The 26,257-nt window shown below is 65.0% G+C and carries 26 protein-coding genes; 19 read left to right on the forward strand and 7 right to left on the reverse strand.

The window, feature by feature from the left end:
- Positions 1-23 precede the first annotated feature (23 nt).
- A complete protein-coding gene (locus tag QCE83_RS19685; protein WP_309814579.1) occupies positions 24-1,067 on the forward strand; it encodes a helix-turn-helix domain-containing protein in 1,044 nt (347 codons plus the stop codon).
- A 110-nt stretch (positions 1,068-1,177) separates the two neighbouring features.
- Complete coding sequence (locus QCE83_RS19690; protein ID WP_309814582.1) at positions 1,178-1,432, forward strand: DUF1272 domain-containing protein; 255 nt, start codon at positions 1,178-1,180, stop codon at positions 1,430-1,432.
- 81 nt (positions 1,433-1,513) lie between these two features.
- Here QCE83_RS19690 and QCE83_RS19695 read toward each other — a convergent pair whose 3' ends face one another.
- Positions 1,514-2,422: a DMT family transporter gene (locus QCE83_RS19695; protein ID WP_309814585.1), complete on the reverse strand. Its 909-nt coding sequence runs from the start codon at positions 2,420-2,422 to the stop codon at positions 1,514-1,516.
- Between the two features lie 84 nt (positions 2,423-2,506).
- On the opposite strand from QCE83_RS19695, the gene QCE83_RS19700 reads away from it, so the two are divergent.
- Complete coding sequence (locus QCE83_RS19700) at positions 2,507-3,376, forward strand: LysR substrate-binding domain-containing protein (protein ID WP_309814588.1); 870 nt, start codon at positions 2,507-2,509, stop codon at positions 3,374-3,376.
- On the opposite strand, the gene QCE83_RS19705 is transcribed toward QCE83_RS19700, so the two are convergent.
- Both QCE83_RS19705 and QCE83_RS19710 read right to left on the reverse strand, forming a co-directional pair.
- On the reverse strand, positions 3,368-4,363 hold the full coding sequence (locus tag QCE83_RS19705; RefSeq protein ID WP_309814591.1) for an FkbO/Hyg5 family chorismatase: 996 nt from the start codon (positions 4,361-4,363) through the stop codon (positions 3,368-3,370). The two genes, QCE83_RS19700 and QCE83_RS19705, sit on opposite strands and share 9 nt — an antisense overlap.
- Entirely contained in the window at positions 4,360-4,632 is a 273-nt protein-coding gene (locus QCE83_RS19710; protein WP_309814594.1) for a hypothetical protein, read from the reverse strand. The genes QCE83_RS19705 and QCE83_RS19710 overlap by 4 nt, the downstream gene beginning before the upstream one ends.
- Positions 4,633-4,841: 209 nt before the next feature.
- Here QCE83_RS19710 and QCE83_RS19715 point away from each other — a divergent pair, with 209 nt between their 5' ends.
- Both QCE83_RS19715 and QCE83_RS19720 read left to right on the forward strand, forming a co-directional pair.
- Positions 4,842-5,903: an Ldh family oxidoreductase gene (locus tag QCE83_RS19715; RefSeq protein ID WP_309814597.1), complete on the forward strand. Its 1,062-nt coding sequence runs from the start codon at positions 4,842-4,844 to the stop codon at positions 5,901-5,903.
- Between the two features lie 106 nt (positions 5,904-6,009).
- Entirely contained in the window at positions 6,010-8,202 is a 2,193-nt protein-coding gene (locus tag QCE83_RS19720; protein WP_309814600.1) for an ATP-binding protein, read from the forward strand.
- A gap of 26 nt (positions 8,203-8,228) precedes the next feature.
- Here QCE83_RS19720 and QCE83_RS19725 read toward each other — a convergent pair whose 3' ends face one another.
- Genes QCE83_RS19725 through QCE83_RS19735 form a run of 3 tightly spaced genes read right to left on the reverse strand, consistent with a single transcriptional unit; the run spans position 8,229 to position 10,436 of the window.
- Positions 8,229-8,816 (reverse strand): flavin reductase family protein, encoded by a 588-nt coding sequence (locus tag QCE83_RS19725; RefSeq protein ID WP_309814603.1) that lies wholly within the window; start codon positions 8,814-8,816, stop codon positions 8,229-8,231.
- A 19-nt stretch (positions 8,817-8,835) separates the two neighbouring features.
- Entirely contained in the window at positions 8,836-9,522 is a 687-nt protein-coding gene (locus tag QCE83_RS19730; protein ID WP_309814606.1) for a GntR family transcriptional regulator, read from the reverse strand.
- The gene (locus QCE83_RS19735; protein ID WP_309814609.1) at positions 9,519-10,436 is read right to left on the reverse strand and encodes a polysaccharide deacetylase family protein; all 918 of its coding nucleotides are present in this window, start codon (positions 10,434-10,436) and stop codon (positions 9,519-9,521) included. The genes QCE83_RS19730 and QCE83_RS19735 overlap by 4 nt, the downstream gene beginning before the upstream one ends.
- A 274-nt stretch (positions 10,437-10,710) precedes the next feature.
- On the opposite strand from QCE83_RS19735, the gene QCE83_RS19740 reads away from it, so the two are divergent.
- The 7 genes from QCE83_RS19740 to hpxZ are packed head-to-tail and all read left to right on the forward strand — an operon-like array spanning position 10,711 to position 16,924.
- Positions 10,711-11,766, forward strand: coding sequence for an ABC transporter ATP-binding protein (locus tag QCE83_RS19740; protein WP_309814611.1), 1,056 nt, complete (start codon positions 10,711-10,713; stop codon positions 11,764-11,766).
- 37 nt (positions 11,767-11,803) lie between these two features.
- Entirely contained in the window at positions 11,804-13,090 is a 1,287-nt protein-coding gene (locus QCE83_RS19745; protein ID WP_309814614.1) for an extracellular solute-binding protein, read from the forward strand.
- A gap of 16 nt (positions 13,091-13,106) precedes the next feature.
- A complete protein-coding gene (locus QCE83_RS19750; protein ID WP_309814617.1) occupies positions 13,107-14,021 on the forward strand; it encodes an ABC transporter permease in 915 nt (304 codons plus the stop codon).
- A 1-nt stretch (position 14,022) separates the two neighbouring features.
- On the forward strand, positions 14,023-14,910 hold the full coding sequence (locus QCE83_RS19755) for an ABC transporter permease (protein ID WP_309814620.1): 888 nt from the start codon (positions 14,023-14,025) through the stop codon (positions 14,908-14,910).
- 42 nt (positions 14,911-14,952) lie between these two features.
- Positions 14,953-15,144, forward strand: coding sequence for an AtzG-like protein (locus QCE83_RS19760; protein WP_309814624.1), 192 nt, complete (start codon positions 14,953-14,955; stop codon positions 15,142-15,144).
- Complete coding sequence (locus tag QCE83_RS19765; RefSeq protein ID WP_309814627.1) at positions 15,141-16,547, forward strand: AtzE family amidohydrolase; 1,407 nt, start codon at positions 15,141-15,143, stop codon at positions 16,545-16,547. Before QCE83_RS19760 ends, QCE83_RS19765 begins: the two co-directional genes overlap by 4 nt.
- Positions 16,544-16,924 (forward strand): oxalurate catabolism protein HpxZ, encoded by a 381-nt coding sequence (gene hpxZ, locus QCE83_RS19770; protein ID WP_309814630.1) that lies wholly within the window; start codon positions 16,544-16,546, stop codon positions 16,922-16,924. Before QCE83_RS19765 ends, hpxZ begins: the two co-directional genes overlap by 4 nt.
- A 20-nt stretch (positions 16,925-16,944) precedes the next feature.
- Here hpxZ and QCE83_RS19775 read toward each other — a convergent pair whose 3' ends face one another.
- A complete protein-coding gene (locus QCE83_RS19775; protein ID WP_309814633.1) occupies positions 16,945-18,366 on the reverse strand; it encodes an aldehyde dehydrogenase family protein in 1,422 nt (473 codons plus the stop codon).
- Positions 18,367-18,467: 101 nt separating this feature from the next.
- On the opposite strand from QCE83_RS19775, the gene QCE83_RS19780 reads away from it, so the two are divergent.
- From QCE83_RS19780 to QCE83_RS19810, 7 genes are all read left to right on the forward strand, one after another.
- Positions 18,468-19,400 carry a LysR family transcriptional regulator gene (locus QCE83_RS19780; protein ID WP_309814636.1) on the forward strand — a complete coding sequence of 311 codons (933 nt, stop codon included), beginning with the start codon at positions 18,468-18,470 and terminating at the stop codon, positions 19,398-19,400.
- A gap of 409 nt (positions 19,401-19,809) precedes the next feature.
- Complete coding sequence (locus tag QCE83_RS19785; protein ID WP_309815503.1) at positions 19,810-21,024, forward strand: porin; 1,215 nt, start codon at positions 19,810-19,812, stop codon at positions 21,022-21,024.
- A 114-nt stretch (positions 21,025-21,138) separates the two neighbouring features.
- Positions 21,139-22,914, forward strand: coding sequence for a tannase/feruloyl esterase family alpha/beta hydrolase (locus QCE83_RS19790; RefSeq protein WP_309814639.1), 1,776 nt, complete (start codon positions 21,139-21,141; stop codon positions 22,912-22,914).
- A 794-nt stretch (positions 22,915-23,708) separates the two neighbouring features.
- Complete coding sequence (locus QCE83_RS19795) at positions 23,709-24,725, forward strand: lipopolysaccharide biosynthesis protein (protein ID WP_309814641.1); 1,017 nt, start codon at positions 23,709-23,711, stop codon at positions 24,723-24,725.
- A gap of 88 nt (positions 24,726-24,813) precedes the next feature.
- Complete coding sequence (locus tag QCE83_RS19800; protein WP_309814644.1) at positions 24,814-25,083, forward strand: hypothetical protein; 270 nt, start codon at positions 24,814-24,816, stop codon at positions 25,081-25,083.
- 137 nt (positions 25,084-25,220) lie between these two features.
- Positions 25,221-25,679 (forward strand): hypothetical protein, encoded by a 459-nt coding sequence (locus tag QCE83_RS19805; protein ID WP_309814647.1) that lies wholly within the window; start codon positions 25,221-25,223, stop codon positions 25,677-25,679.
- A gap of 26 nt (positions 25,680-25,705) precedes the next feature.
- Complete coding sequence (locus QCE83_RS19810) at positions 25,706-26,236, forward strand: hypothetical protein (RefSeq protein WP_309814650.1); 531 nt, start codon at positions 25,706-25,708, stop codon at positions 26,234-26,236.
- The last annotated feature ends 21 nt before the right edge of the window (positions 26,237-26,257 follow it).

Raw genomic sequence — 26,257 nt, forward strand, 5'->3', positions numbered from 1 at the left:
CCCCTTCGCCGCGGACCTTTTCCATGCCGCAACCGCTCCACTTCGACAGTGCATTCATCGACGCCCAGGCCGCCGAGGAAATCTGGCGCGAGAGCCTCAGGCCTATGTACGAGATCCATCGGCCGCGCGGCGCGCCGTTCCGCGCCTCGATCCGCACCTGGGATCTGGGCGGCGCGCTGCTGATGACGCATCACGGCGCCGGCGACGAGGTCCAGTTCCGGCGCACGCGGCGGCGCATCGCGACGAGCGGCGTCGATCATTACCTGCTGCATTGCCTGCTGGGCGGCGCGCTGACGTCCGAATCCGTCGATGGCGAGCAGCGCGTGCCGGTCAACAGCATCGCGATCCGCGACATGGCGGTGGAAAACGTCGGCATTGCCCGCGATGCGCCGATGCTCACGCTCAGCATTCCGCGCGCGGCGCTGGATCGCCGCATGCCGGCTGGCGCGCGGCTGCACGGCGCGTGCTGGGACGCGCAGGATCCGATCGGCGGAATGATTGCCGCCCATCTCTGCTCGCTGGCGAAACTTGCGACCGACATGGACGACGCGCAGGCTGCGCTCGCCGCCGAAGCCACGCTCGAACTGCTCGGCGCGTGCCTGATCCCGAAAACCAGTTTGGATGTGAAGAAGGACGATCCGCGACTCGCGCCGATGCTTCGTGCGCGGGCGTTGTCCTATATCGAGCAGAACCTGTCCGATCCGACGCTCGGCGCGGACACGCTGCGCGGCGCGCTGGGCGTATCACGCACGGCGCTGTATGCCCTGTTTGATCAGACGGGCGGCGTCGCGCGGCATATCCGCGACCGTCGGCTTGACGAATCGATGCGGCGTCTGGTTGCTCCGCGGCATCGTCATGAACGCATCGTGGAAATTGCGTACGCGATGGGCTTCGGCAGCGAGAAGACCTTCAATCGCGCGTTCCGGGAGCGCTTCGCGTGCGCGCCGGGCGAAGTGCGCGAGCAGGACGAGATGCGTCCGGCGAAGCGTGCTGCGTTCGATGAAGCGGGCGATGTCGGCGCGATCGCCGCGCAGTATCACGCGAAGGTGCGCGGCATACGCGGGTGAGAGCGGACCGCGGGCATGCTTGACCGCTGAAGGTCAGCGACTATGATTCGGCGACGGCCATCGCATGCGTGCATGGCGTTCACTTGCCTGTCGATTCAAGGAGACCCACGATGCTCGAACTGCGCCCCAGCTGCGAATGCTGCAACAAGGACCTGCCTCCCGATGCCACCGATGCCCTCATCTGCTCGTTCGAATGCACCTTCTGCAAGGACTGCGCGGATCATGTGCTAAACGGCCTATGTCCGAACTGCGGCGGCGAACTTGTCTCGCGTCCGCGACGTCCCGCTGCGAAGCTGGCGAAGAATCCGGCTTCCACGAATCGCGTGTTCAACGCGCAATGTCGCGAGCAACACGCGAAGGCTTGAGTTATCGCATGGCCATCATGCAAGCCTGAGTATCGAAGGTCTCTCCGCATGCAATTCGAAAGGCGCAGGCGCGGGGGACAGTTAGTTGCTCATGCGACGACGCTTCTGTTCAGCAAGCCCGATCGCGATGAGCATCAACACCACGCCCACCAGTTGCACATTGCCGAGACGCTGATCGAGCAACAGCCAGTCGACGACGATGCCCACCGCCGGATAGACGAACTGAAGTACGGCGATGCGTGCCGTGTCCAGCCGCGCCATGCCGCTATACATGAGCGTGTAGGCAAGACTGGTATGGATGACGCCGAGCCCCGCGAGCCAGAGCCATGACGCGCCCCATGCGGGCCAGCCGTGCTGCATGGGCCAGATCCACAACGTCGACGTGCCGATCGCGCATTGCCACCACGCAAGCGTGCCGGCGGGCAGATCGCGCAAGCGGCGCGCGATGATCGTCACGCAGGCCATGCAGAACGCGCCCAGCAGACACGATGCGACCGCGAGCCAATACCCCTCGCCGTCCACTCCGTGTCCGATGACGCCGGTCGCGAGCACGAGGCCGATCATCGCCACCGCGACCGCTCCGGCGCGCCGTCCGTCGACGCGTTCACCCAGGCACAGCGCGCCGAGCGCCAGTACCCACACGGGTTGCACATGGAACAGCACGATCGCCATGCCGGTGGGAATGTGTTCGATGGCGGTAAAGAACAAGACCCAGCTCAAGACCATCAGCGAACCGGCTGCCAGAACCCACGGCCCCGTTCGTACCGTAAGCCGCAGGAAGCGCGTCTGATCGCGCAGCACGAGCCAGAGCGTCAGGCCGGCCAGACCGAAGACACAGCGAAACCATGTGGCAGTCAGCGGAGCGGCGTGCGCCTCATGCACGAAGAGCCCGATGGTGCCCAGCAAGACACAGCCGAGAACGAAGGGGACTGCGCCGGATGGCTTCGCAAAGCTGGCCGCCGCGGATTGAATGTGCGGGTTCGTGTTCATGCGGCCAGTGTGGTCCGCATCGACCTGTCAGAAAAGCGCATAATTCATCTGGCATCCATTCGAAAATCGAAAGCAGCCAAAGCGATGAAACAAGGCGATCTGCAAACCGACTGGCTCAAGTGCTTCGTCGCGGTGGTCGATGCGGGTTCGTTGTCGAACGCGGCCGGCGAGGTCAATCGCTCGCAATCCGCGGTGAGCATGCAGCTCAAGAAACTCGAAAGCGCGCTCGGGTTGCGGCTCATCGAACGCGGCGCGCGCACGCTCGAACTCACGCACGACGGCCAGACCTTGCTCGGTTATGCGCGCCGCATTCTCGACCTGCACGCGCAGGCGCAGGTCGCGCTGCAAGGCGAGCAGCTGACCGGGCGCGTGCGCCTCGGCGTGCCCGACGACTACGCGGAAAAGTACCTCACCCCCGTGCTGAAGCGCTTCGCGCCGCGTCACAGCGGCGTGGAGATCGAGTTGTCGTGCGAGCAGTCAACTTCGCTGATTCCGCGCGTGGCAAGCGGCGAACTGGACCTCGCGCTGATCTCACGCGATCACGCGCGGCGCGGCACGCTGCTGTTTCACGAGCCGATGGTCTGGGTCGGCGCGCCGCAGTTCGAGTTATGGCGGCGCGATCCTTTGCCGATCGCCGTGTATGAAAGCACGAGCCTCGCACGGCAGAGCGCGATTCATTCGCTGGCGCAGCAAGGAAGACGCTACAAGGTGGTCTATCACAGCTCGAGTCTCGCCGGACAGATCGCGGCGGTCGACAGCGGCCTCGCCGTAGCGGCGCTCACGCAATGCAGCGCGCCCGGACATCTGCGCATACTCGGCAGCGAGGAAGGCCTGGGACCGCTCGGGCCGATGCAGGTCGCGGTCTATCGCAGCCGCGATTCGCGCGGCTCGAAGGCGGTCGACGGCCTGCATGGTCTCCTGCTCAAGACCCTGCGCGAATCGGCTTCACTGTGAGCCGTGGCGCCTCGCGATCCCCTCGATCTCGACGAGCAGATCCGTACGGCAGATATCGACTTTCAGGAAGCGCACCTCGGCGCGCGGATGAAACGCTGCGCGCGCCAGCTGCATCACCTGCGGTAAATCCTCCGCGCGCCGGTAGTAGACCTTGATCTGATCGAGATCCTGCAACGTGTAGCCGTCCGACACCCCATGCGCCGCGAGATTGCCCGCGCTGACGAGATGCGCCACGTTGCCAGTGGCCACGTCCCACTGTCTCGGCAGATCGCCTGCATGCAGCGTTTCGTGTCCGACAATGCTCGCCGTGCCCGACACATACAGCACACCGTGTCGATACGTGGCGCGCGCGAAGCTCGGCGGCTTCGGACCATAGCGCTCGGGATAGCGATACGCGGGCATCTGCCGCGTGTTCTCGATGTGCTGCGCGGCATCGTCACGGCAAGCGAGCAAGTAGAAGCCGACGCCCTCGCCCCAGCTGCCGATCCCCGTGGCCGCGGGCATGCCCGCATGTCCAGCGTCCTCCGCTTCGAACGCGAACGCGCGTCCCCGGCAGAAATCGCGATAGACCTCGAGCCCGTCCGGATTCTCGCCATTGATATCCGGGATGTAGTTCCACATGCGGAAGATCGTCGGGAAGCCGAGCGTGCGAACCAGCGCGAAGGCATCGGCATAGGCCTGGCGCGCGGTTTCCGTATAGCCTGCGCCGGCCGGAATGAAGCCCGCGCAAAAGAGCAACGCGTCATCGTGACCGTAGACGAGACCGTTCTCCATGCCGCAACGCGTTGCGCCGGCCGTGCGCCAGTCTTCGGCGAAGGCGTCGCGGGCGTCGTCGACCATGTGCAGACAGAGCGTCGGCACGCCGTCTTCCAGACGCGGCGCTCCGCTCACCGCACCGAACACGACCCGGCCGAGCACGCCGTCACCGTCCACTGCGCCGCAATCGACGAAGCGCGCCTCGATCCCTCCACGATCAGCCGGTCTCAATCCGTTTCCTCCGCGTGCTCCGTGCCGAACAGATCGGCGGTCGGGGGGTTGTCCTTCGGCGTCGGCAACGCGCCGCTGCGCACTTGTTCCAGCACGTCCGGCGGCAGCCAGGTGTCCTCCAGCGCACCGATGCCGTTTTCGATCATCTGCTGGAGGAAAAACGATTGCTTGCGTCCCGTCACTTCTGCCAGGAGTCGCAGCCGTTGTTCGAATTGCGGATCGACCCGGACTGCGACCACCTTGAGCTTGTTTTCGGCGGTCCTTCTCACTGCGTGCTCCTGTTACGTTGATGGCGCGCCGCCCTGCGGCGCATCGATGCGGTGCTTCTACCATGGCGAATCGCAGCGCAGCAAGCGAAAGCTTCGCTCGGCCTGCCGGCATCCCGCGTGCGCGGCCCGGCGCCCATGCAGGGCGGACGAAAGCTCAACCTGTTAAAGAGTGTCCGACACCCCGACGACCGCCACGGAGACTTTCGCTCATGACCGACGCCGCATCCGTCCGCGTACATCCCGATGCGCTGCGCGCATTTGTTTCGCAAGTTTACCGTTCCGCGGGCGCGCCTCCCGAAGATGCGCTTCTCGCCGCCGATGCAATGGTGCAGGCCGACCTGTGGGGTCATCAATCGCACGGCGTGCTGCGGCTCGGCTGGTACTATGCGCGCCTGCGTTCCGGCGCGATGAAGGCGGTGACGCAGCCGAGCTTTCCCGTCGATGCCGGCGCGATCGCCGTGCTGGACGGCAACGACGGCATCGGTCCCGTCATCGCGCGGACGGCGGCGCTCGATGCCATCCGCCGCGCGAAGGCGCATGGTATCGGCGCGGTGTCGGTGCGTCACTCGAATCACTTCGGCACGTGCATGTATTTCACGCGCATGGGCGCCGAAGCGGGCTGCATCATGCTGGCGATGACCAACGGCGGCCCGAACATGGCGCCCTGGGGCGGTCTCGGCAAGATGATCGGCACCAATCCGTGGTCGGTGGCCGCGCCCGCGGGCCGCTATCCGCCGATGGTCATGGACGTGGCCAACTCGGGCGTCGCGCGCGGCAAGATCGTGCTGGCGCAGCTGCGGCGCGAAAGCATCCCGCCGGGCTGGGCCATCGACGTGCGCGGCCGGCCGACCACGGACCCGGTCGAAGGCCTCAAGGGCTTCATCCTGCCGATGGCCGGGCACAAAGGCTATGCCATCGGCACGATGGTGGACGTGCTGTCCGGCGTGCTGTCGGGCAGCGGCTTCCTGGACGACGTGCGCGGTCCCTATGAACCGGTCGGGCGCAGCAACGTCGGGCACCTGATGATTGCGCTGAACATCGCCGCGTTCCAGCCGCTCGATGCCTTCGAGGCCCGCATGGAGCGGTATGTCGAGACCTTAAAATCGGCGCCGCGCGCGGAAGGCGTCGACGAGATTTTTTATCCCGGCGAAAAGGAAGTTCGCTTGCAGGAAACGCAGCTGAAGCAAGGCCTTTGTCTGCCCGCCGATACCCTCAAGGGCCTTGACGACGTAGCCTCGCAAGCCGGCGTGACGGCGGTGGCGCGGGGCTGATTCCCTGCACGACCGTGCCGGGTGCGTGGCGATGCGCGTGCTAACATCGACCACGCTTCGAGCCGACCGGTTCATGCTGTCGAACGTACCTGCCTGCACTGGCTTCATGGAAGAACCAGAAGAACTTTCCGGCTTCGGCACAGCGGAGCCGCTGCCCGCACTGCCGCCTCTCGACTTTCGCGCCGCGCGCAGGCGCCTGTTTGCCGCGCTCGCCGCGTCCATCGCCATTCCGGTCGCTTTCTTCGCGCTGTACGGTTACTACACTTACGGACGCGCGCTGAGCGAAACCGGCGAGTCGCTGCAACGGCTCGTGCGCGTGATCGATCAACAGGCGAACACCGTCTTCAGCATCAATCGCGAACTGATTTCGCGCGTCGAGGAGATGCTCGGCAGCGGCGATGCGGACTTCATCGCGCGCAGCCAGACGGAACTGCACGACAAGCTGGGACATCTGGTCGAGAGTCATTCGCAGATCGCGGCCATCTCGGTACTCGACAGCAACGGCAAGCTCCTCGCCAGCAGCCGCTTCCTGCCGGCGCCGGACGTGTCGATCGGCGATCGCGAGGACTTCATCGCCGCGCGCGATACGCGTTCGAAGTTCCATGTGTCGATGCCCGAACGCGGCCGCATCAGGAACACCGACATGATCAACACGCTCACGTCGCGCTTCGCGCAGGACGGGCGTTTTCTCGGCGAGATCTCGATTGCATTGCGGCGTGACACGCTGATCGATTTCTATCGCCAGCTCTCGCTGGACGATCCCGCGCTGACGCTCGCCCTGCATCGCGCCGACGGCGGCGTGCTCGCGCGCTTCCCCGCCCCGACCGTACCCAATGCGCCCGCTCGCCACGACGTGCTTGCGAATGCCTTCGCGTTGCAAAAGACCGAGGGCCTGATGCGCTACGTCTCGCCGCTCGACAACGACGAGAAACTCTCCGCATGGCGGCGCGTCGGCGGCTTTCCGTTGTATGCGGCCGCGGGCTTCTCGATCCACGATGTGCGGCTCGCATGGTGGCGGCGCGACGTGTCGATTGCCTCCATCGCGTTGATCCCGTGCGTCGCGGTATGGATGCTGATCGGCTTCTCGTTGCGGCGGCTTCGCGCGGAAGAGGCGGCCTGGCACAACTGGCGCGGCGAACTGGCGCTGCGCCGCAGCGCCGAGGCCACGACGCGCCGCATGCAGCGCATGGGCGCGCTCGGCAATCTCGTCGCGAATGTCGCGCACGACTTCAACAACTTGCTGATGGTCGTCACATCGAACATGGAGATCGCGCGGCGCAAGTGCTTCAACGGGCTCGAGAAGGAAGTGACCGCCGTGGAGCGCGCATCGGTCAACGCGCAGGCGCTCGCGCGCCGTCTGATGAGCGTCGCACGCCGCCAGCCCTTGCAGATGCAGGTCGTTCATCTGGACCGCTGGATGACGGAAGCGGAGCCGCTGATCCATGCATCGGTGGGCGAGAAGATCCGCGTCCACACGCGCGTGCCTGAAGCGACTTGGCCGGTGCGCGTCGATGCCACCGAACTGAACTCGGCGCTCATCAACATCGCCGTCAATGCGAAGGACGCGATGCCGGACGGCGGCACCTTCCATATCCAGTGCAGCAACGTGCGTCATCTGGACGGACAGGAAGGACTGGATGGCGGCGAGTACGTCGTGATCTCGTGCAAGGACAGCGGCACCGGCATGCGGCCGGAGGTGGCCAAGCATGCGTTCGAGCCGCTTTTCACGACCAAGGGCGCGGGCGCCGGCACGGGGCTCGGGCTGGCGCAAGTGCAGGCGATGGCCGAGCAGGCCGGCGGCGGCGCACGGCTCAACTCGGCGTGGGGCTACGGCACGACTATTGTCATCTATCTGCCGCACTGGACCGGCGACGACGACACCCCCGCCGACTCGCCGCCCGTCGCAAACGTTACGCGCGATGCGCCCTCGTCGACGGTGCTGCTGGTGGAGGACAACGAGGAAGTCGCGGCGGGCCTGTGCGCGGTGCTCGAAGTGCTGGGCTGGCAGGCGCGTCACGAACCTTCGGGCGACGCGGCGCTGCGCGTGCTGGAAGCGGGCGACGAGTTCGATCTCGTGCTCTCGGACATCCAGATGCCCGGCGCGTATGACGGCATCAAGCTCGCCGAGTGGATCAAGGCGTGTCGGCCGAAGCAGCCCGTCACGCTGATGACCGGTTATGCGGATCAGCTCGAACAGGCGCGACGCACGGGCTTCGCGATCCTTGCCAAGCCCTTCAACATCGACGATCTGAAGGCGCTGCTGAACGGCCTGCCGATGCGCGGCGCAGGCAGGGCCTGACGCGCTTTCAAACGGTCGTCTGGGCCTTACATCTGGAAGCGTTCGCGCGTGGTGATGTAGTCGCTCGCGCCGAAGCGGCCGACCGGAAAATAATGTTGCAGCCGCACGCGCCATGATTCGAGATCGATAAGTTCGTCGCGTGCATGCAGCATCAGCACCTTGCCGATGAAGATGTGACGGCTCGCGGTCGTCAGCGTCTCCCACAGTTCGCATTCGAATGCGACCGGCGCCTGCGCGATGCGCGGCGGCTTCACGCGCGACGAAGCCATGGCCGTGAAGCCCACTTCGTCGAGTTCGGAGACGTCGGCGGCAAAGCGTTCGCCGCAACGATGCATCTGCTGCGCGATGGCTTCGTCGGCGAGATGCACGACGAACTCCTTCTCGCGCGGAATGTTCACCGCCGTGTCCTTCAACGTGCCGTCCGCCAGCCGGTTGATGCTGAGCATCACGATGGGCGGCTCCTCGCCCAGCATGTTGAACATCGAGAACGGCGCGGCATTCACGGTGCCGTCCGGGCCGAGCGTCGTCACGAGCGCGATGGGCCGCGGCACGATGAGGCTCGCCATCAGCTTGTAGCGCTGATATTCGGTGATCGCTTCGAAGTCGATTTCCATGTCACTCCACTGCGGTTCGTTATGCGGGATCGATGCCGAGCAGATGCGCGAGTCCCTTGGCGCCCGGCATGCGCGAGGTCTCGATACGCGCCTCCAGCGCGCGCAGATGCGCGCTCATGTGAGCGATGGCGCCTTCGGCATCGCGGGCTTCGAGACAATCGAGGATAGCAGTGTGTTCGTCGTGTTCGCAGGGCGCATGACCCGCCGACTCGTATGCGCCGACGATCAGCGAACAGCGCGACACCAACTCCGTCAGATAGTGCTCGAGGATCGCATTGCCGGCAAGCGCCGCGATGCGCAGATGAAACGTGCTTGCGAGCCGCGCCCATGAAGGCTGATCGAAGCGATGCATGGCTTCGTGCTCCTGATGCAATCGCTCGCGCAGCGTGGCGATGTCGGCGGGTGTTGCGCGCTGTGCGGCGAGTTCGACCAGCGCGCGCTCCACGCCGCGGCGCGCCTCGAAGATCGCGCGGGTTTCCTCGCGCGTCGGCTGTGCAATCACTGCGCCCTTGTTCGGACGCAGGACCACGATGCCGTCATAGGCGAGCTTTTCGAGCGCACGCCGCACCACCGCCCGGCCCACGCCGAACAGCGCGCAGAGTTCCGGCTCGGGCAGCTTCGTGCCGGGCGTGAGCTTGCGGCTCAGCACGCCTTCGAAGATCGAGCGATAGATGCGCGCGTCGGCGCTGGCTTCGCGCGGCTTCATGCGACGGACGCCAGGCGCGGTACGACCGCATCGACATGCTGTGCGATTGCACCGGGTGTCGTGAGCCAGATGTCCTGCCGTGCCGACACGATATGCGCGAGTGCGCGCCGCAGATGCCGCAGCCGATACGGCTGCCCCACGACATACGGATGCAGCGCGATGCCCATCACCAGCGTCTGCGGTTCGCGCGCGCGTTGCGTCTGTTCGAGCATCTCGTCGAACTGGTCGACGATCATGTCGGCGAAGTCGCGCATGTCCATCTGCCGCGCCATGATCATCGGCAGATCGTTGAGCTCCTGCGGATAAGGAATGGACCACAGCGGACCGCCGCGCGTGTCCATGCGCACCGGCCGGTCGTCGTGACACCAGTTGAGCGTATAGCGATAGCCGGTCTCCGTGAGCAGGTCCGGTGTGCGGCGCGATTCGGAGATCCATGGCGAGAGCCATCCCGTCGGCGCGATGCCCGAGCGCTCGGCCATGCGCGCGCGGCAATGCGCGAGCAGCGCGCGTTCGCCGGCTTCATCAAGATCGCTCTGGCGGTGCGTATTCGTGTGGCCATGCGCGATCAGCTCGTCGCCGCGCGCGGCGCAGGCTTCGATAAGTTCCGGACAGTGATCGTAGAGCGAAGTGTTGATGAGCGTGCCCGCGGGCATGTCGAGCGCATCGAACAGTTCGATGCAACGCCATGCGCCCACACGGTTGCCGTATTCGCGCCAGCTGTAGTTGAGCACGTCGGGTTGCGGCGACAGCGGTCCCAGCGCGGCGCCGAGTCCCTCGCCGAACGCAAAGTGCTCCAGGTTGAAGCCGAGATAGACGGCGAGACTTGCGCCGTTGGGCCAGCGATATCCATCGCCATCGTGGATCGGGCGATAGCCGAAACGCCCATGCGTCTGCAACGGTTGGAAGTCGTTCATGTGGGTTCCGGATGAACCGGTTTGGTCAGGTCATGCCCCATTGCGGACGTTATCCGCACCTCGATCGCACACGCTGGTCTCGCTCACGTGCCGACGATCGCGCGGCCAAATCGTGTGCAATATGCGCGCCAATTCGTCGACACGCGTTATCGAGCATGCGTCGCGGGGCATCAGGCCATAGTGCTTCGTGACGCTGTGCATCGCGAATGGCATATGTCTTGCAATGGCTTGCGCGCTGCATCCTCCACGCGCTTTTTATTCAGGACAAGCCTTCATGGTTCAGCCGGCATCCACCGTGGTTCACGCAAGCCCTGCCGATATCGAACTCGTGCACGTGACGAAGCGCTATGGCGACGCGCTCGCCGTCGATGCCATCGACTTGCGCATCCCCGGCGGCGCGTACTGCTGCCTGCTCGGCCCATCCGGATGCGGCAAGACCTCGACGCTGCGCATGATCGCGGGCCATGAATGGGTCTCGGAGGGCGACGTGTTGATCGGCGGGCGCAATGTCACGCGCGAGCAGCCCGTCGCACGCGGCACGGCGATGGTGTTCCAGAGCTATGCGCTGTTTCCGCATCTCTCCGCGCTCGACAATGTCGCCTTCAGCCTCAAGGTGCGCGGCGTCGCGAAGGAAGCGCGCAGGAAGCGGGCGGGCGAACTGCTCGACCTCGTCGCGATGTCGCCTTATGCGGAGCGCAAGCCCGCACAGCTCTCCGGCGGCCAGCAGCAGCGCGTCGCGCTTGCTCGTGCGCTGCTCAACGAACCGCGCTGCCTGTTGCTCGACGAACCTCTCTCCGCCCTCGATCCATTCCTGCGCGTGCAGATGCGCGCCGAACTCAAGCGCTGGCAGAAGGAACTGGGCATCACCTTCGTGCACGTCACGCATTCGCAGGAAGAAGCGATGGCACTGGCCGATCTCGTCGTCGTGATGAGTCACGGTCATATCGAACAGAGCGGCACGCCGTTCGACGTCTTCAACCGGCCGCGCACCGAATTCGTCGCGCGCTTTCTCGGCGGCCACAACGTGCTCGGCACGCACGGGAGGCTCTTCACGGTGCGCGCGGATCATCTGCGCATCGCGCCGCAAGGCAGCGTGCCCGGCACGAGCGCAAGCGAGAGCGGGCTGTCGCGCATCGGCGGACTGGCCTGCACGGTGCGCGAGGCCGAGTACCAGGGCACGCATCTGCGCATGACGCTCGATCCGCTCGACGGTTCGCCCGAACTCGTCTCGGTCATCAGCGACGCCGACTACGATCCGCAGCGCGCCGGCCCGGGCACGCGCGTGACCGTGTGGTGGGACGAACAAAACGCGCATCCGCTCGCTGCGTGAAATCCGGCATTCACAAATCATATTCGAGGAGAGTCACATGAACGACAAGGTCAAGGCACGCGAAGATGACAGTTCAGACAAGGGCATTTCACGGCGCACGTTCATCAAGGGCGCGGTCGCTGCGGCGGGCATTGCCGGCTTCCCCTATGTGCATGCACAGGAAAAGATCACGCTGCGCTATCTCGGCACGGCCGTGAACCAGAGCGCGGAGATCGCGAAGAAGTTCAAGGAAGATACGGGCATCGAGATCCAGTACATCCCGGTCACGACCGACGACGTCACCAAGCGCATCATCACGCAGCCCAATTCCTTCGATATCGTCGATACCGAATACTTCGCGCTGAAGAAACTGATTCCGGCCGGCACGCTGGCGGGCATGGATGCGAAACGCATCAAGCTCGCCGACAAGATCACGCCCGTGCTCACCAAGGGCGAGGTGAACGGCAAGAAGATCGGCGATCAGGGCACCGCGCCGAAGAAAGTGATGTTCCTCAAGGGCGCGCGCTCGACCGAGTTCAGCGCGACGCCCACCGAATGGATGACGCTCATTCCCACCACCTACAACGCGGACACGCTCGGCATCCGCCCGGACCTGATCTCGCGTCCGGTGAGCACCTGGGCCGACCTGCTCAACCCGCAGTTCAAGGGCAAGGCCGCACTGCTCAACATTCCGGCTATCGGCATCATGGACGCGGCGATGGCCATCGAGGCGATGGGCCAGGTGAAGTACGGCGACAAGGGCAACATGACGAAGGCCGAGATCGACCAGACCATCAAGGTATTGATCGAGGCCAAGCGCGCGGGCCAGTTCCGCGCGTTCTGGCGCGACTTCAACGAGAGCGTGAACCTGATGGCGTCGGGCGAAGTCGTGATCCAGTCGATGTGGTCGCCCGCCGTCACGAAGGTCCGCACGATGGGCATCGCGTGCAAGTTTCAGCCGCTCAAGGAAGGCTATCGCTCGTGGGCATCGGGCTTCGGCTTTCCGCGCTCGCTGCAAGGCAAGAAGCTCGATGCGGCGTATGAATTCGTCAACTGGTTCCAGGACGGCTGGGCGGGCGCCTACCTGATGCGCCAGGGCTACTATCCCGGCGTGACGGATACGGCGAAGTCGCACATGCAGGCCTACGAGTGGGACTACTGGATGGAAGGCAAGCCCGCCGCGCAGGACATCAAGGCGCCCGACGGCCAGTTGCTCGAGAAGGCCGGCACCGTGCGCGACGGCGGCTCGTACACCCAGCGCATGAGCGCGATTGCCTGCTGGAATGCCGTGATGGACGAGAACATCTACATGGTCCAGAAGTGGAACGAGTTCATCGCTGCGTGAAGGAGCGCCATTAAAGATGGCTTCTGTCGACTATCTCCCGCAGTCGAAGCCGGCGCCGGTGCGTCACCGGCGCGTGAGCGCATGGCTCCAGGCCACGCCGCTCACGCTGACCTTCGCGCTGTTCTTCATCGTGCCGCTGGTCATCACGCTGATCGTCAGCTTCTGGGACTTCAACGAGTACCAGATCATCCCCGCGTTCACGCTGAAGAACTATGCGGCGATCTTCGACGGCTGCGGCTCGCTCACGGACGTCTGCGTGACCTTCAAGACCTACTGGTCCACGCTGCGGTTCTGCGCGATCGTATGGGCCGTGACGCTGCTGCTCGGCTTCACGATCGCCTACTTCCTCGCCTTCCATGTGCGCACCACGGCGATGCAGACCGTGCTGTTCCTCGTCTGCACGATTCCGTTCTGGACCTCCAACGTGATCCGCATGATCTCGTGGATCCCGCTTCTCGGGCGCAACGGCCTCGTGAACCAGGCGCTGCTTTCGGCGCATCTGGTGGAGCGGCCGGTGGACTGGCTGCTGTATTCGAACTTCTCCGTGGTGCTCGCCTTCGTGCACCTGTACACGTTCTTCATGATCGTGCCGATCTTCAACGCGATGATGCGGATCGACCGCTCACTGCTCGAAGCCGCGCGCGACGGCGGCGCGAACGGCTGGCAGGTGATCCGCGACGTGGTGCTGCCGCTCTCGAAGACCGGCATCGTGATCGGCTCGATCTTCGTCATCACCATCGTGATGGGCGACTTTCTGACGGTCGGCGTGATGGGCGGACAGCAGATCGCCTCGGTCGGCAAGATCATTCAGGTGCAGACGGGCTATCTGCAATTCCCCGCCGCCGCCGCCAACGCCATCATCCTGCTGGCTGTGGTGCTGATGATCGTGTGGGCGCTGACGCGCGTGGTCGATATCAGAAAGGAGCTGTGACATGGCGGGCGCCATCATGCATCGAGAACATCGGCCGGCGAGCTTCTACTGGCTCGCGCTGGTCTTCGGGCTCTTCGTGCTGTTCCTTTATGGACCTGTCATAACCATCTTCATCCTGTCCTTCCAGGGACCGGAAGGCGGCCTGACCTTTCCGATGCGCGGCGTCTCGCTGCACTGGTTCGCCGCTCTTCGCGACGGCGTGGGCGACATCGACATCTGGGCCGCCTTCGGCCGTTCGGTGAAGCTGGCGCTCGCCGTGACCGTGCTCACCGTGCTGTTCTCGGTGACCGCCGGGCTCGCATTCAGACGGCGTTTTCGCGGCGATACGGCGGTATTTTATATATCGGTGGCGAGCCTGATCATGCCGTCGATCATCGTCTCGCTGGGTATCGGCCTCACGTTCCGGCTGCTCGATACGTGCATCAAGTATCTCGCGAACACATGGGGCTTCGAGTCCTTCGCCGACACCTGGACCACCTCGATGGGACTCTATACGTCGGCGCTCGGCGCGCATCTCACCTGGACCTTGCCGTTCGGCCTGCTCGTGATGTTCGCCGTGTTCAACCGTTTCAACCCTGCGTACGAAGAGGCGGCGCGCGACCTCGGCGCGTCACCGTGGCAGTCGTTCAAGCATGTGGTGCTGCCGATCATCGGGCCTTCGGTGATCGGCGTCGGCATGTTCGGCTTCACGCTCTCGTGGGACGAGATTGCGCGCACCTCGCAGGCCATCGGCGATCAGAATACGTTGCCGCTCGAATTGCAGGGCCTGACGACCTCGGTCACGACGCCCGTGATCTATGCGCTCGGCACGATGACCACGTTGCTGTCGCTGGCGGTGATGATCGGCGGATTGCTGATCGTCCGGGCGATCTCGAAGCGCAGGGGTTGAACGGACGCGCTTGCCTTCCTATTTTCCTTGAGCCATTCCCTGATGCATCCTGACTCGCACGACGCCCTCGACGCCTACGCCGATGCCGCGCTCGCCCTGCACTTTCCCGAGCTCTCCCGTGAAGCCGCCCTGCGCGTGAAGGCTCAGTTCATGCGGATCGCGCAACTCGCCGCGCCGGTGCTCGCCTATCCCCTCGAAGCTGGCGACGAAGCCGCTCCGGTGTATCGCCCATGAACGCACACGAGCATTTTCCCGGCGATGCGCTCGCCATTGCGCGCGCTTATGCGGACGGCGCGTTCAGTGCGCGCGATCTGATCGAAGCGACGCTCGCGCGCATCGATGCCGGCAACCCGCATGTCAACGCATTCACCGCGATCACGCGCGACCGGGCGCTTGCCGAAGCAGACGCGCTCGATGCACGCCGCGCGCGCGGCGAGCCCTTGCCGCCACTCGCGGGCGTGCCGTTCGCTATAAAAAACCTGTTCGATATAGAAGGGCTCACGACGCTCGCCGGATCGCGTGTGCTGGCCGACGCACCGCCCGCCACGCACGATGCCACCCTCGTGCAGCGCCTTGCCGCACAGGGCGCGATCCTCGTCGGTGCGCTCAACATGGACGAGTTCGCGTACGGCTTCACGACCGAGAATCATCATGCGGGGCCGTGCCGCAATCCGCACGACCTGACGCGCTCGGCAGGCGGCTCGTCCGGCGGCAGCGCGGCTGCAGTCGCGGCGGGCTTCGTGCCGGTGACGCTGGGCAGCGATACGAATGGCTCCGTGCGCGTGCCGGCGTCGCTGTGCGGCGTGTTCGGCGTGAAGCCGACGTATGGGCGCCTGTCGCGGCATGGCGCCTGGCCGTTCGTCGCCAGCCTGGACCATATGGGTGCATTCGCGCGCAACGTCGACGACCTCGCCGCCGTCTACGATGCCTTGCAGTTCGCCGATCCGCTCGACCCCGCCTGCGCCGCGCGCCCCTTCGAGACGGCGCGCAAGACGCATGGCGCGTTGCACGTCGCGCGTCTGGGCGGCTACTTCGACGAGCATGCGAACGACGATGCCCGCGCCGCCTCGCACGCCGCTGCCGACGCGCTGGGTGCGACGCAAACCGTCGAATTCCCTGACGCCGATGCCGCACGCGGCGCGGCTTTCCTGATCACGGCGGCGGAAGGCGGACAGCTGCACGCGAAGAACCTGCGCGCGCGTTATGACGAACGCGAGCCTTTGTCGCGCGACCGGCTGATCGCCGGCGCGCTGCTGCCGGCGGCGTGGATCGTACAGGCGCAGCGTGTGCGTGCTGTCTTGCGGCGGCGCGTGCTCAAACTCTTCGCGCATCACGACGTGCTGATCGCGCCCGCGACGCCGAGGGTCGCGCCGCGCATCGGCGACGAATTCATGGAGATCAACGGCGAGACGCTCGCGGTGCGGGCCAATCTCGGCCTGCTGACGCAGCCGGTATCGTGTCTGGGGCTGCCGGTCGTTGCCGTGCCGATGCGCACGGCCGGCGGCCTGCCTATCGCCGTGCAATTGATTGCGGCGCCGTGGCGCGAGGACCTCGCGTTCGAGGCCGCGCGCCGGCTCGAAGCGGCGCAGCTTGCGTACTGTCCGCCGGCGCCATCGTTCGACGCTGCACTCGCATGATGGAGATGAATCGTCCGGACGTGCTCGCCGAAGTCGATGCGGCCTTCGACGCCTATGAGCAGGCGCTCGTCAGCAACGACGTCGCCATGCTCGACCTGCTTTTCTTCGACTCGCCGCACACGCTGCGTTATGGCGCGGCGGAGAACCTGTACGGCTATGACGCCATCCGCGCGTTTCGCGCCGCGCGGCCGGGCAAAGGTCTCGCGCGCACGGTGACGGCGCGTGTGGTCACGACGTATGGCGACGCGTGCGCCGTGACTCACATCGAGTTTCGTCGCGATGGCGAGCCGCGTACCGGACGGCAAAGCCAGACCTGGGTGAAGATGCCCGAAGGCTGGCGCGTGGTCAGCGCGCATGTCAGCTGGATGGAGGGCTGAGCCACAGCAGCGCTATTCCATCAAGCCAGCCCCAGCACCGACTTCGGCTCCAGAAACGCTTCGATGCCGAAGACCCCGTACTCCCGCCCGATCCCCGATTGCTTGAAGCCGCCGAACGGCGCGGCCGGCTCATGCGCCAGCGTATTGACCAGCACGCGTCCCGCCTCGATGCGCGACGCCACTGCGCCGGCGCGGGCCTGATCGGCGGAACAGACGTACGCCTGCAAGCCGTAGGGCGTGTCGTTGGCAATCGCGATGGCGTCTTCGGTATCGCGATAGGGAATGATCGACAGCACCGGCCCGAAGATTTCCTCGCGCGCGATGGTCATGTCATTGCGCACGCCGCTGAACACGGTCGGGCGCACGAACCAGCCCGCGCTCACGCCGTCCGGCCGCCCCGCGCCGCCCGCAATAAGCCGCGCCCCTTCCTCGATGCCGATGCCGATATAGCGCTGCACGCGCTCCCATTGCTTGCGGCTCACCATGGGACCGACTGTCGTGCGCGCATCGCGCGGATCGCCTGCCTGCACGTCCGCAACGGCGCGCGCCATCTTGTCCTCGAACTCGCGCAAGCGCGCCTGCGGCACCAGAATGCGCGTGCCCGCGATACACGCCTGTCCGCTGTTCATGAAGCCGGCTTCGAGAGCGAGCGGCACGGCAATGTCGAAATCGGCGTCATCGAGAATGATCATCGGCGACTTGCCGCCGAGTTCCAGCGTCACGCGCTTGAGCGTCTCGGCGGCGTTGCGCAGGATCGACTTGCCGACCACCGTCGATCCGGTGAACGACAGCTTCGCCACATCGGGATGCGCGCCGATCTCCGCGCCCGCCGTCTCGCCGCGACCCGTGACGATATTGAACACGCCCGGCGGCAAGCCGGCCGCATGCAAGGCCTCGGTCACGACGCGCGTCTGCATGGCGCTCATCTCGCTCGGCTTGATGACGGCGGTGCAGCCCGCCGCCAACGCCGCCGCGAGCTTGCCGCAGATGAAGCCCGCATTGCTGTTCCAGGGCGTGATCAGCCCTGCCACGCCGAGCGGCTGCATGACGACCCGTGCCGATCCCGCACGGCGTTCGAACGCATAGTCTTCCAGCACGCGGGCCGCGTCGAGCAGCACGGCGGCGGCATGCCGCGCCATCCAGCGTCCGCGCGATATGGGCGCACCGTACTCCTCGGTGATCGCCTCGAACAGTTCGTCCTCTCTTGCGCTCACCGCTTCGTGCATGCGCTTCAGCATGTCGATGCGCTCTCCCTTGCTGGTTTGCGAGTGCGTCGGAAACGCCCGCTTCGCGGCGGCAATGGCGAGCCGCGCATCCTGCGCATCGCCCAGCCGCACCCGGCCGATCACCTGTTCCGTGGCGGGATTGACGAGCTCGAAAAGCTCGTCGCCGTGCGGCGTCACGAAGGCGCCATCGATATAAATGTGCTCGATAGTTCGCATGTCCGATCCTTTATAAAAAAACCCATGCGGACAAGATAAGGACATTCGATTGACTCAACTAGCCGTACAATCAAGGACGCCTTGTTGAGCCATTCAGGATAATGAGAACCACCGGCATGACCGAACTCGAAGCGGTGCTCGCCGTTGCGCGTCATCGCAGCTTTCGTGCGGCGGCAGGCGACCTGAGCGTGTCCACGTCCGCGCTGAGTCACACCGTCGCGGGGCTGGAGGCGCGCATCGGCGTGCGGCTCTTCAACCGGACCACGCGCAGCGTCTCGCTCACGGAAGCGGGCGCGCAGTTCGTGCAGAACGTGGCGCCTGCGCTCACGAGCATCCGCGAGGCGCTGGAGCAGGCGGGCAGCTTCCGCGACACGCCCTCGGGCACGCTGCGCATCAATACATCGGCGGGCGCGGCGCATCAGGTCATGGCGGTGTTCATCGCGTTCCTCGAGCGCTATCCGGACATGAAGCTGGATATCGTCACCGAAGGCCGGCTGATCGATATCGTCGTCGAAGGTTTCGATGCCGGCATTCGCCTGATGGACACCGTGCCGCAGGACATGATCGCGGTGCCGTTCGGGCGGCGGCAGCGCTTCGCGGTGGTCGGCAGCCCGGCCTATTTCGCGCGCCGCAAGCCGCCGCGCACGCCCGCCGATCTCGCCGCGCACGACTGCATCCGCAGCCGCATGCCGAGCGGTTCCATCTATCAATGGGAATTCGAGAAGCATGGCCAGGCCGTGCGGATAGACGGCGCGGGCGCGCTGACGCTCGACGATCCCGGCCTCATGCTCGCGGCGGCGCGCGCCGGCATCGGCCTTGCGTACCTGACCGAATGGACCGTCCACGCCGATCTCGCCAACGGCACGCTGAAGCGCGTGCTCGAAGACTGGACGCCGCCGCTCGACGGACTCTGCCTCTACTACCCCGGTCGTCGCCATGTGCCGGCGGGTTTGCGCGCGCTGATCGAGATGATCCGCGAACATGCCGATGCCAGCGCTGAACAGCCTGCCCGGCCGCGCCGGCGACGGACATGAGGTCGTATCTCTTTTGCTGATCGCAGGCCGCGTGCATGGCAGGCGGTCGGCCAGGTCTATCAGATTTGATGCAAGGACGATGCAACCACGCTTTGCGAAGCATTGTCGACCCCATCAGTTTTGTTTATCGCATTTCATCCGGCTCGCCGCATGCATGGCGCCCGCATGCGCCGCTTCCGACAAGGCCCGAGCACGTCTTGGGCCTCTCCTGAGTGAATTCACCCGCTGGTTAACCCTTTCTGTTTGCCCCGATCCATCGGAGTACGTTCGGTTCCGCAGGCGTGCGGCGCACCATGCATCCCGCCTTCACACAAGCACACAAGCACACCAACGACAATCCAGGAAGGGGCACACAAGAGTGAGACATTCACTGAAACAGCTGAGGCCGTTGCAGCGTCTGGGCGCGGGCATGATCGCAGGCACGGCGGTCGTCGCGGCGCCCGCGTTCGCCCAGAGCAGCGTGACGCTGTACGGCATCGTCGACGATTCGATCGTCTATCAGAGCAGCCAGACGAATCTCGCGAAGTCCAACGCGGGCCGCTCGAACGTCAAGATGGCCTCGGGCATCTGGGCAGGCAGCCGCTTCGGGCTGAAGGGCGCCGAAGATCTCGGCGGCGGCAACAAGGCCATCTTCCAGCTGGAATCCGGCTTCGACATCAACAGCGGCGGCCAGCAGTTCACCAACGCGATGTTCGGCCGCCAGGCCTGGGTCGGGCTGACCAATCCGGCCTACGGCACGTTGACCTTGGGCCGCCAGTACGCGTCGTACTACACGCTGCTCTCGCCCTATAGCCCGACCAACTGGCTGACCGGCTATTTCGGCGCGCATCCCGGCGATCTCGACGGCATGGACACCATCTACCGCGCGAACAACTCGGTGGTCTACACCTCGCCCAAGTTATACGGCTTCACCGTCAGCGGCTCGTATTCGCTCGCAGGCGTGCCGGACAGCGCGTATCAGGGCTCGACGTGGTCCGCTGCAATCCAGTATCAGCAAGGTCCGATCGGCGGCACGGTGGCGTTCTCGCGCATCAACAACGCGGCGAACGGCGGCGGCGTCTACAGCAGCAGCTCGACCACCATCAACAGCACCAGCGCCACCGATGGTTCCGGTCAGGCCGGCGTCTCGGCGATCACGGCGGGCTACCAGCGGGCGCAGGCGCAGCAGCGCTTCGCGGTCGCGGGCGGCTATCAGATCAACAGTGCGTGGGACGTCTCGGTCACGTATTCGAACGTCCAATATATTCCGGGCGTCAATTCGCTCTTCACCGACGAAGCCGTGTTCAACACAGTCGGCTCGGTGCTGCATTGGAAGGCTACGCCTGCCTGGGACTTCGCGGCGGGCTACAGCTATACGTGGGCGAGCAAGGCGAACGGCATCGACGATGCTGCCTCGTATCACCAGTTCAACCTCTCGCAGTATTACTCGCTCTCGAAACGCACCGGCCTCTACGCGCTCGAAGCCTTCCAGCGCGCCAACGGCCGCACGTTGGCGGTGCCGTCGGGCACGACGGCCAACCGCCAGACCGCGGCGAACGCGTCCATCGGCGACGGCTTCCAGGGCGCGCCATCGGCCTCGCGCAGCATGTTCGCGGCGGGTGTCGGCATCATCCATCGCTTCTGACATCCAGTGTCATCCAGCCTGCGCGGACAGTGACGGACATTAACGCACAGTGACGCACAGTCGCGCAGGCTGTCTTCCGCTGTTCGACATCACAAGAAATTTCAGGAGAGAACCATGAGAGCTCTGGTTTCCGGAAGGCTCGTCGCGGCCACGCGCGCGCGGGCCGCATCGTTGTGCACGGTGTTCGCGTGCGGCCTCGCCGCCGCGTTCCTCGCCGCATGCGGCGGCAACGGCGGCAATGACAGTAGCCAGACAGCGGCGAACACTCCGCTGACAGTCGTCAAGCCCGTCACCGACTGTTCGAAACTGGCATCCGTCGATCTCAGCGACGTAGGCGGCGCAGGCAGCACGATCACGTCGGCGACGGTCACGGCCGCGACCGTCAATGGCGCATCGGTCAACTTCTGCACGGTGAAGGGCACGCTCGCGCCGGCCAACACCTTCGAAGTCGCCTTGCCCGTCGATTCGTGGACCCAGCGTTTCGCCGCGCTCGGCTGCGGCGGCCTGTGCGGCAATCTCAGCGATCCGACCAAACAGACGTCGTTCAGCTTCAGCTACACCTGCCCGCTCGTACAGCAGGGCGGCTTCGTGACGGCCGCCACCGACATGGGCCACTCGGGACAGGATGCGTCCTGGAGCACCGATCCGCAAAAGCAGGCCGACTTCGCCTATCGCGGCCAGCACATCACCACGCTCGCCGCGAAGAAGCTCATCAAGGCCTATTACGGGCAAACGCAGAAGTATGCGTACTTCGTCGGCTGCTCGGACGGCGGGCGCGAGGCGCTGATGGCGGCGCAACGTTATCCGTCGGACTACAACGGCATCGTCGCGGGCGCGCCGGCCGCGCACTTCCAGATTCAGAACTCGCTCTATCACGGCTGGAACGTGGTCTCGAACAGCACGACTGCCACCAGCGCGGGCAAGGCCGTCCTGTACGCCGACAAGGCGCAGCTGCTGCACAAGGCCGTGGTCGCGGCATGCGGCGGCCAGGCGGGCGTGCCGGATGGCCTGCTCGCCGATCCGCGCACGTGTCACTTCAATCCCGCGACCATCCAGTGCGCCGCGAGCGCGACCGACACCAGCACGTGTCTCACCGCCGCCGAAGTCGCCACCGCGACGAAGATCTACAGCGGCCCGAGCGATGCAAGCACCGGCATGCCGATGCTCGGCGGCTCGCCGCAATACGGCTCCGAAGCGAACTGGATCGGCGTGGAAGTGCCGACCTCGAACTCCACGGATGCCGCGGTGCCCGTCACGAGCCTGTTCAGCTACATGATCGTGAGCGGCGCATACAACCTGATCTTCACGGGATCGCCGGCCATCCCCACGGTCGATACCTTCGGCTATCAGGACGCGAGCTTCTATCCGACCTATCTGCAAGCCAACCATCCGCTCAACGACGCCACGAGTCCCGACCTCTCGGCATTCAAGAGCGCGGGCGGCAAGCTGATCCTGTGGCATGGCTGGGCCGACCAGCACATCTCGCCGCTCTTCACGATCCGCTATTACGAGGCCGTGCAGCAGACGATGGGCGAAGCCAACGCCAGCGCGTTCTCGCGGTTGTATGTGGTGCCGGGCGTCGGACATTGCGGCGGCGGCGAAGGCTTCCCGAACATCGACCTGGTGTCGCAGATCACGGGCTGGGTGGAGCAGGGATCGGCGCCGAATGCGGTCATGAGCTATCAGACCGATGCCGACAGCAAGGTGACCGCTTCGCGTCCGGTGTATCCGTATCCGGCAGTCGCGAAGTTCAGCGGCAATGGCGACTGGCACGACGGCGCCAACTGGACACAGGGCGCGCCGCTGGTCACCGATGCGTTGCCGGCGTGGGCAGGTGCGAGCTTCTATACCTCGTACACGCCGAAGACGCAGGGTGTAGCGGCGCCCTGAGCACTAACCTGAGTCGCGCCGCATCCCATGCGGTGCGGCTCGCGAGTCGTTTAGGTTGTCATCGGCTTCACATTTGCGCAGTTCATCAGCGGCACCGTGCTCGTGCTCGCACTGCTATGGCTGCTCGCGCCGACACTCGCCTATCAGCCACCCGTGCTCCCCTGAAACAATCTTTCCTCTGAAGAAAACAAGGTAATCGGTATCTCGTCTGATGCTTGAAAACGGCTGCGATAAGGACCATTAAACACAGAACAAATTTTCGCGGCCGCCTTTCAACGAAGAGGTTTTTTCCGGCTATCCGGTTTACTTCCACTTCGTATCGAAGTAACCTTTCCTCCGCTGCGATGGTTGTCCCGCATTGTTTTCGACGGCACACCCAATCCGCCTGTTAGTTAGTAAATCTGACGTATCTCGCGGGCCATCACAGCACATGTTACCGACGTCACGTCGAATCCGTTCGGCATGACTCATCAAGCCGCTCGCCATGTATATGGCCCGGCGGCGTCCGCGCCCGAACGCATGGTGAGCCATGCGCGTCGGCATGCGGATATCAGCCAAGCCAGTACGACCTGGACCGCACGACTCCCCTTCATATGACCGGGAGCCGCGTTCGTTCGCGTGCTGTTCTTCGGATAACTAACGCCCGTTCGAAATAAGACTGGCGGCCTTACCGAAACTGGAAGCTCTCAATTCGAACCGTTTGATTCGCCATCCTCATGTTCATGAAACCATCGACCCAAGCTACAACATCCTCGCCCCTCCACACACCGAAACGCGCCGCGTTGATCGCCACGATGCTCGCAAGCGCACTGCTCGCAGCTTGCGGAGGCGGCAACGACAGCGCAGTGGATGCCGCCACGGGCAAGGCCGCGACGCCCAAGGCCACGTCGAAGGCCGCGAGCAACGGCTCGATCTTCTACGGCATGAACGGACACAACACCAATGGCGGCGCCTACGATGCCACCAGTCCGCAGACCCAGCTCGCGCAGCTCCAGGACCTCGGCGCGACGATCTATCGCAACGACGTCTATAGCGCGACCTCAGCGGCGGCGCTGGCCAACGTCGCCAAGGTCATGGCCGATGGCGGCGTGACGATGTATCCGGTCCTGATGGCGAACCTGAACTACAACAGCGAAGACGATGCCTACCACGCCGGCTATCAGCTCGGCCAGCAGACGGCCAGTTCGTATCACTACGCGTACTACGAGGTGGGCAACGAACTCGAAGCGAAGACGCTCAACGGCAACGTGGATGGCGTGCTGTGGAAGCACTACGACAACAGCTCCTACATGCTTGCTCGCGGCGCGATTCGCGGGATGATCGCGGGCGTGAAGTCGGTGGATGCATCGGCGAAGATCATCCTCGGCGGCACCTGGCTGCACTATGCGTTCTTCCAGATGCTCGCGGACGGCTCGCAGCCGGACGGCACGTGGGGACATCCCGCCGTGTCGTGGGATATCACCTCGTGGCACTGGTACTCGAACGAAGGCGACATCACCAACGCCTGCGGCGGCACGGGCTGCCATGACGTGCTGCAAGTGCTGCACAACATGGGCAAGCCCATCTGGATCAACGAGTTCGGCGTACGGCCCGACTATGGCTCGGTCAACCAGATCGCGTCCTATCTGACGGGCGACACGATGATGGCGCAATACGTGAGCGTCGCGTCGAAGTACAACATTCAGTCCATCCAGGGCTTCCAGCTCTACGACGACAGCGAAGGCAACTACGGTCTGATCGAGGGCGACGGCACGACGAAGAAGCCCGCGTACTACTCGTACAAGAGCTTCGTGCAAAGCCACCCGATGTAAGTAAGGAAAGGAAAGATCCGCGCGTTCAAGCGAGCGCGCGGGCTCGCCGTTATTGCAGTCCGCCAGACCGATAACGACGAGGATAGCGATGCAGATCTCCGGTGCGACGACCACGAGTGCCTACGTGAGCGCGGACGCGCCCGTGCCGCGCCGCATGGCCGATGCGGATGCCGACACAACCACGGATGCCTCGACAGACACCACCACCGACCCTTCGTCGGTGAAGTCGTTCGCTTATGGCGCGCTGGGGCTTGAACGCCCTGAGGTGCAGGCCACCGATGCCAACGGCTTCTACACGGCGGGCAAATGGGTGGCGGCTGCGGCGACGATCGGCGGGATCATCTCGCTGTTCGTGTGAGTTTGAGTCAGAGCTCGAGCATGAAGCTGCCGGATTAATACCTGGAAACAACTTGTCGAATCGGCGTGTTGCTCGCCGGATCGGGACACGTGTCCATGCGCGACGATGCTGTTCCTCATTCGACATTACGCCAGGTCATGCAAGCTCAACACATCGCCACCCGCTCCTTCACTCTCGCGCTGGGCCGCGCGCTCGCCGCCGCCGCGCTGCTCGCGCCGGTGCTCCCCGCCGCCGCCGAAGATCTGCCTGACGTCTGCACGGCGTTGCAGACGATCGTCGCCGCGCCGTCGTTCGGCACGCTCGCGCAAAGCCGCCCGCTGCTTCCCGCCGGTTCGCCGGGTCAGGGCGCGTGTCGCGGCAGCGCGCACGCCTACGATTGCCGCTGGCGTGCCCATTGGGGCGCGGACGGCGGCGTCGCCGACCCGTTGCAGGAACTCGGCGCGGACATCGCCTCATGCTTCCCCGACGTGCGTCACGACATCAACACAGCCACGCGCCAGCGCTTCGTCCTGCGCACGGCGGACACGTCGCGCGTCACGACGCTGACCGCCACCATCGAAGGGGCGAACACCGTGCGCCTGCGCGTCGTGCGCTGAGCCACCCCTGACGCAACGACACCGCCATGCCCGGGCGTCTCTCCCTCGCGCTGGCGCTCGCTCTCAGTGCGAGCGCGCTGACCGGCTGCACATGGACGCTGATCACCGCAGCCGATGCCGCCGGCTCGCTTGTGCAAGCTGGCTTTTCGGTGGCGTCGAACTATTCGTCGCCGACTTCGGTGACGGGCGAGCCGGCGGCGCTGCAATCGGTCTGCATCGAGCTGAACCAGACGGTCGCGACCGGCGACTTCGTGCCGAACTTGCAAGTCTCGCTGCAGCGGCGGGGCGTCAATTCGACGGTCTATAACCCCGGCACGTCGCCACCCGGCTGCGAGGCGATGCTCGTCTATGCCGCGACCACGAGCTGGGACAAGCATGCGTTCAGCAGCAATCCGGTGTCGTATCTGTCGGCCATCGATCTGACGCTGGTGCGGCGCGGCCAGATCCTCGTCACCGCGCGATACGAGACCAATAGCCTCAGCATGGACCGCTTCGCCAGCGCACGGCAGAAGCTGGATGCGCTCGTGGAGCGCATGGTGGTGGCGCAGGCGCCATGAAATGCATCATGAAAGGCACCT

It is taken from the genome of Caballeronia sp. LZ034LL, from assembly GCF_031451215.1.
In the GTDB taxonomy this organism is placed as follows: Bacteria; Pseudomonadota; Gammaproteobacteria; order Burkholderiales; family Burkholderiaceae; genus Caballeronia.